We start from the raw sequence: 5,550 nt of genomic DNA on the forward strand, positions 1-5,550 counted from the left end.
GCGAGTCGATCGACGTCGACGAGTACGTCTCCCACGCGGCCGCCGAGGTCGGCGCCGGCGGTGGAGACGCCGCCGAGCCGCTCGATGGGACGCCGGCGTTCCTCGGGTGCAGCGACGTCGACCCGCACATCCCGGAGGAGCGCGTCCACGAGACGACCGCGGTGCTGGAGGCGCTCGTCGCCGACGTCGACGAGCGCATCTACGAGGGGATGGGCCACGGGATCAACGAGGACGAGACCGAGGCCGTCGCCGCGCTGGTCGCGTCGCTGTCGTAGGGTCGGGCGCGCCGCCGTTCGACCGGGTCGCCGTCGTCGTGGGCTCGGACGCGTTGCTGGACCCGTCCCAGCCGTCGCCTCACGCCAGCCAGTCGTCCGGCTTCGTGTCGTAGTCGACCTCGTCGGCCTCGATCCGCTCGCGAATCGCCGGGTCGAGGTCGTGTTCGGTCACCTCGCCGCCGTCGTACTGGAAGCGAACCCCGACCTCCTCTCCCTCCGGCTCGCGCCCGCGGCGCTTCGCGCGGCGGACCGCCTTCTCGGAGTACTCGACGCGGATCGTCGCGAGGTTCACGGGGCGACCCCACAGCTCGAACACGCGCTTCAGCGTCTCCTTCGCCGACTCCTCGTCGAGCGCGACCCCGTTGTACCGGTGGCCGAGCAGCAGCTCTCCCCGGTTTCGGAAGTTGCCGTCGAGCACGACGACGGTCGGCTTCCCGAAGTTCGTGAACGTGAGGAGGAGCTTCCGGCGGACGTCGTCGGCGTCGACGCTGGCGACGCGGTGCTCCTCGGCGGTCCGGCTGTACTCGTAGGTGAAGTAGTTCCCCTCGCGGACGAACTCGTCGGTGAGGAACGCGTCGACGAACGTCACGTCGTTGTGGCTCTCCCGGACCTCCAGCATCCGGTCCCAGCCGGCGGTCCGGTCCACCTCGGCGAGCGCCTCCTCGACGGTCGCGTACCGGTCGACGTCGAACATGTACCGGGCGCGCTCCGCCAGCGTCTCCCGCGAGACGTTCCGGAGCGCGCCGCGGTGCTCCGGCCGCGAGAGGACGTAGTGGCGCTCCGCGAGCCCCTCGCGGGTGAGGAGCTTCCACGGGTACCGCTCGACGTCCGGACCGGCGTCGAGGTCGATCGCCCCCTCGTCGGTTCGAGCGGAGAGCGCCCGGTCGACGGTCTCGGCGTCGACCCGCGGGTCGCCGTCGGCGGCAAGATCGGCCAGTTCGTCGAGCGTCGCCGGCCCCGCGCCGGCGATCGCGGGGTGCGGTTCGAGCGCCTCGGCGACCGCGTCGAGGTCGATCCAGGAGTGGAAGTTCTCCGGCGTCACGCCCTCGACGCGGAGGAGCCTGTCTATCACGTCCCGACGGGCGGCCCGGAGCTCCACGTGGGTCCACAGCTCGAAGCCGAGCTTGTAGGGGTTGAGCCCGGGCGAGCCGAGCACCCGCGCCATGTGGTCCGCGTACGTGAGGAACTCGTCGGGGCCGGCGAACCCCTCGCCGCCCATCATGACCGATTCCCAATATGTGGCCCACCCCTCGTTCATCACCTTCGTCGACTTCTGGCCCGCGAAGTAGTACGCCTCCTCGCGGACCGCGTCGACGACGGTCGTCTCCCACGGCTCGCGGTCGACCGCCTTCCCGCTCTCGGGGTCGTACCGCTTCCCGTGGTCGCGCAGGAACGCGAGCACGTCCGGACGCGGCTCCTCCGGTTCGACGCCGTCGCCCCTGGCCTCGAGCCACTCGTCGTCGAACACGTCGCGGCGCACCTCCTCGGAGAGGTCGAGCTCGTCGATCTGCGCTTCGATCGCCGCGAGCGGGTCGGCGTCGGCGTCGCTCACGTCTTCCGCGACCCCCGGCGTCTCGACGGACCGAGCGGCGTCGACAGGGCTGTGCTGGTCGATCGCGTCCTCCAGCGCGCTCACGGCGTCGATCAGGCGCTCGACCTCGTCGCGGTCGACGTCCGGTCGGTCGGCGATCGCCGCGATCCGGTCGGCGTTGCGCTCCAGCCGGGCCGCCGCGTTCGGCCCGCCCTCGCCGCGGTCGGCGTACAGTCCGAACCACCGGTTGTTCGCGAAGAAGTCGGCGTGCGCCTCGACGTGGGTGATCACCGCCTTCTGGTCCGCGGTCGAGTTCGATTCCTGGAGGAACGCGTGGCTCGGGTCGTCGTTGTTGACGATCTCGAACGCCTTCCCGAGCCCGTGGCGGTCCACCTTCGCCTGGCGCTCGTAGTTCATCCCCCACCGCCAGTGGGGGTAGCGCCGCTGGAAGCCGCCGTACGCGATCAGCTCGTTCATCTCGTCGTGGTCGACGACCCAGTACCGCACCGGGTACGGCTCCAGGCCGAGCCGCTCGGCGAGCTCGCGGGCCTCCGCGGCGGGCTCGTCGAGGGTCTTCGCCTCGCGCTTCGCCTCGACGCGCTCGTCTCTCATCGGTCGTCACCCCCGCGCCCGGCGGTCGCGGTCTCCTCGCTCGCCGCGTCGCCGCCCTCGGCCTCCGTGCTGAGGATTTCGTAGATCGCGTCGGTGACGTCGGCGGGCTCCGCGACGCGCGCGACCGCGACGTCGTCGGCGTCGCCGAGCGCCTTCTCCACCTCGTCGGCGTGGCGCGCGTTCGGCGCGGCGCCGCCCGGCTGCGTCTCGACGTACGCGTGGAGGTTGGCGTCGATCGACTCCATCAGCGGGATCACCGACTCGGTCGTGTCGCTGCCGGCGTTCTCGGAGTCGCCGGCGGCGAACACGTACCGGTTCCACTCGCTGTACGGGTACTCCTCGAGGATCTCCGCGACGAGTTCGTAGGCGCTGGAGATCCGGGTGCCGCCGCCCGACTGGATCCCGAAGAACTCCTCGCGGTCGACCTCCCACGCCTCCGCGTCGTGGACGACGTACCGGAACTCGGCGGCGTCGTACTTCCCCGTCAGGTACCAGTCCATCGGGGTGAACACCCGCTCGACCAGCTCGCGTTTCGTCTCGCGCATCGAGCCGGAGGCGTCCCGCACGTTGACGACGACGACGTTGCGCTCCCGCTTCTCGATCACCTCCGGGTGGCGGAAGCGCTCGTCCTCCCGCCGGAAGGGGACGCTGTCGAGCCCCTCGCGGCGGATCCGGCGGCTCACGGGCTCCGGGTCCCGCTCCGCGTCGAGCGCGTCGAAGCTCTCCCAGCGGTCGAGCGCCGTCACGGGCTCCCCGTGTTCCTCGGCGAGCGTCGCCGCGGCGTCGGCGATCCACGCCCGCGAGACGGGGACGCCGTGGCCGCGAGCCCACGCGAACGCGTCGTCGACGTCGGCGCCGGCGACGAACAGGCCCTCGCGGACGTACGTCTCGTCGAAGTCGGTCGCGAGGTGGCGCTTCAGCCCGCGCTTGAAGAACTCGTCGACGTCGAGGGTGCCGCGCGGACCGGCCCGGGCGGTGTCGGTGAAGTCGCCCTCCACCTCCTCGATCACGCGCTTTCCCTTCGGTTCGAGGTCGAGCCCGAGCTCCTCGTCGAGCTCGCGCGCGAACTCCTCGGGGTCCATCTCGTAGTACTCGTGCTCGCCGCCCTCCTCGCCGGGGTCGCCCTCCCCGTCACCGGGCTCGGGGTCGACCGGCTGACCGGGCTGCGGCTGGCCGCCTCGCCCCTGCCCGACCCCGCCGGCCTCCCGCCGGTCGTACTCGAAGGAGGGGAGGTCGACGATCTTCACCGGGATCTTGACCCGGTCGGGGTCGGAGCGACCGAGGTCCCCCTGACTGATGAACTCGGAGAGGTCCTCGCGGCGCTTCTCGCCGACCTCCCGGAAGCGCTCGCGGTCGTCCGTCAGTCCCACGACCGTCCACCTCCGGTTCCGTCGCCGCGACCGCGGCCGTCCCGAGACTCCCTGTCGTCGTCTCTGCCGGCGGCGACCAGGTCGGCCCACTCGCCGCGAGCGTCGCGCATCACGGCGCGGCTCGTCAGCTCGGCGGACGCGGGGCTGTACCCCCGCTCGACCAGGCGGTCGATCGTCGCCGCCTTCACGCGCGCCGTCTCCGTGTCCGCGGGCGGGTCGGCCCACTCGGCGGGGTCGAGCTCCGGGAAGCGTCGCTTCAGGTCCGCGAGTTCGTTCGCGTCCAGCACCTCCCGCAGCTCGGGAATCTCGGCGAGGTCGACGTCGTCGACGCTGAACTCGTCGCCGCGGTTCCGCCACGCGTACCGGGTGAGCGCCCGGATCACGCGCTCGCGGCGGAACACGGCCACCCGGTGTGTCGGCTCCGTCCCGTAGTAGTCGTCCCCGTCGAACCGACCGAGCGTCTCCGTCTCGAACACCTTCATCGCGAGCGCGTCGGGCTCCTCGGGCCCGCGCTCCGTTTCCACCGGCTCGTCGGCGTCCCACGCGTACACGTGCTCGACGTACTCGGCCACCGTCTCCTCCGAGACGGTCGCCTCCGCGAGGGCGGCGTCGATCACGTCGGCGCGCTGGCGCTCGCGGACGCGCTCGGCCACGAGGGCCTTCCGGCTCTCGAACTCGGCGACCTCCGACCGCGAGAACAGCGGCGCCGCCGCGAGCCCGTCGGCCATCGCGTCGAGCACGTCCGTCGGCGTGATAACCCGCTCGACCGGCAGCTCCGGGTGGCTCCGCTCGGCGTCCGACCCCAGCAGGTCGGCGACCACGTCGCGGGTGTACGTCACCGGGATCCCGTTGCGGCCGTCGCCGTCGCCGACGTCGACGTCGTCGATCGCGATCCGCCCGTCGTCGCCGTCGCCCGACTCGCGCCGAAGCTCGCCGGCCTCGTACAGCTCGGCGGTCTCGATCAGCCCGAGGTCGGCGGGGAGCCCCTCCGCGTCGAGCCGGGTGACGACCGCGTACAGCGCCGCCGCGCCGACCGCGTGCGGGGCGAGCTCGCGCTCGGTGACCGTCCCGTCGTCGTCCCGGACGTCGATGGTGAGGGCGGCGGCGTCCGGCTCGTCGCCGGGGTCGCGGGCGGGGTCGTCGTCTCGGTCGATCCTCCCCGTCTCGTCGTCCACTCCGTCGACGGTCGGCACGCCGCGGACGCCGCCCACCTCGCGGCGCAGCAGCTCCGCCTCCAGCCGCCGGTTGGTCAGGTAGCGGAACTCGTGGCGGGTGAGTCGTCGCTTCAGGGCCTTCAGGGGATCGGCGCCCTCGCGGTCGGCGTGGCGGTCGAGCTCGGCGTCGAGGTCCGGGTTCGAGATGACGATGAGCTGGGTGTCCAGGTCCATCCCGATCCCCTTGTCGAGCTTCACCCAGCGCTCGTCGGGGACGTTGAGCAGCCGCCGGAGCAGGTCGGCGTGCTGGCTGGCGTCCTCGACCACGGTGGCGACGCCGTTCCCCTGCGAGAGCACGCCGTCGTAGCTAAACGCCTGCGGGTTCTTCCGGCCGCGCGAGTCGAGCTCGCGGAGCATGCCCCCCATCCACGAGCCGACGAGCCGCTCTTTCGGCGTGCCGTCGTCCTCGGCGTGGAGCACGCCGATCCCCTCGCCGACGTCGACGACGTAGCTCGTCACGCGGAGGTGGTCGCGGCCGGTGATAGCCGAGAACAGGTCCCGGCGCCCCTCGTCGCGGTACACCGACTCCAGGTGGTCGTACGCCTCGC

Annotated in this window: 4 protein-coding genes; 1 reads left to right on the top strand and 3 read right to left on the bottom strand. The window is 72.2% G+C overall.

Features of this window, described 5'->3' with window-relative positions; genetic code table 11:
- A partial coding sequence (locus U4E84_RS15980; RefSeq protein ID WP_369698429.1) for an alpha/beta hydrolase occupies positions 1 to 275 on the top strand: 275 nt, incomplete at its 5' end.
- 79 nt (positions 276 to 354) lie between these two features.
- On the opposite strand, the gene U4E84_RS15985 is transcribed toward U4E84_RS15980, so the two are convergent.
- From U4E84_RS15985 to U4E84_RS15995, 3 genes are all read right to left on the bottom strand, one after another.
- Positions 355 to 2,418: a SpoVR family protein gene (locus U4E84_RS15985; protein ID WP_322533111.1), complete on the bottom strand. Its 2,064-nt coding sequence runs from the start codon at positions 2,416 to 2,418 to the stop codon at positions 355 to 357.
- Positions 2,415 to 3,788 carry a DUF444 family protein gene (locus U4E84_RS15990; protein WP_322533112.1) on the bottom strand — a complete coding sequence of 458 codons (1,374 nt, stop codon included), beginning with the start codon at positions 3,786 to 3,788 and terminating at the stop codon, positions 2,415 to 2,417. Before U4E84_RS15990 ends, U4E84_RS15985 begins: the two co-directional genes overlap by 4 nt.
- Positions 3,779 to 5,550 (bottom strand): kinase anchor protein (locus tag U4E84_RS15995; RefSeq protein WP_322533113.1); only part of this gene is annotated, 1,772 nt, incomplete at its 5' end. The genes U4E84_RS15995 and U4E84_RS15990, both read right to left, overlap by 10 nt.

Source organism: Halorubrum sp. AD140 (assembly GCF_034497445.1).
GTDB lineage: Archaea > Halobacteriota > Halobacteria > Halobacteriales > Haloferacaceae > Halorubrum.

Bases quoted from the DNA above. Each gene is read 5' to 3' on its own strand.
- U4E84_RS15985 (WP_322533111.1), bottom strand. From the start codon at position 2,418: ATGAGAGACGAGCGCGTCGAGGCGAAGCGCGAGGCGAAGACCCTCGAC.